The organism is Shewanella sp. AS1, from assembly GCF_021412565.1.
Taxonomy (GTDB): domain Bacteria; phylum Pseudomonadota; class Gammaproteobacteria; order Enterobacterales; family Shewanellaceae; genus Shewanella.
Genome location: NZ_JAKCLJ010000101.1, coordinates 1 through 286, shown reverse-complemented (window position 1 = coordinate 286; position 286 = coordinate 1). Strand labels below are relative to the sequence as shown.

The window sequence follows — 286 nt, the reverse complement described above, 5'->3', positions numbered from 1 at the left end:
CCTTGATCAGAAAAAAGATCCCGGCGCATAAAACCGCCAGAGAAAGTATACCGCTTACCTTGGCGCTTATTGAAACCAGGATTGCCGCCAGAAAAAACGCCAGCATGAGCAGATAGAATTTGACATACCCAAAACTCTGCCTGGCGAACTTCTTGCGCGCATGTTCCGGCCGCAGCAGCATCCAGACCCCGGTGAGGATCAGGAACCAGCCAAGGATCACCACAAAAATCCTGGTGCTGCCGAAGATCTTATACACAAACTTCATAAAGAAATTTTTGATTGCCAG

General features: G+C 48.6%; 1 protein-coding gene. It reads right to left on the bottom strand.

Going from position 1 to position 286, the window contains the following annotated elements:
- Window positions 1–265 (bottom strand): hypothetical protein (locus LZP69_RS16230; RefSeq protein WP_234201728.1); only part of this gene is annotated, 265 nt, incomplete at its 3' end.
- Window positions 266–286: the final 21 nt, after the last annotated feature.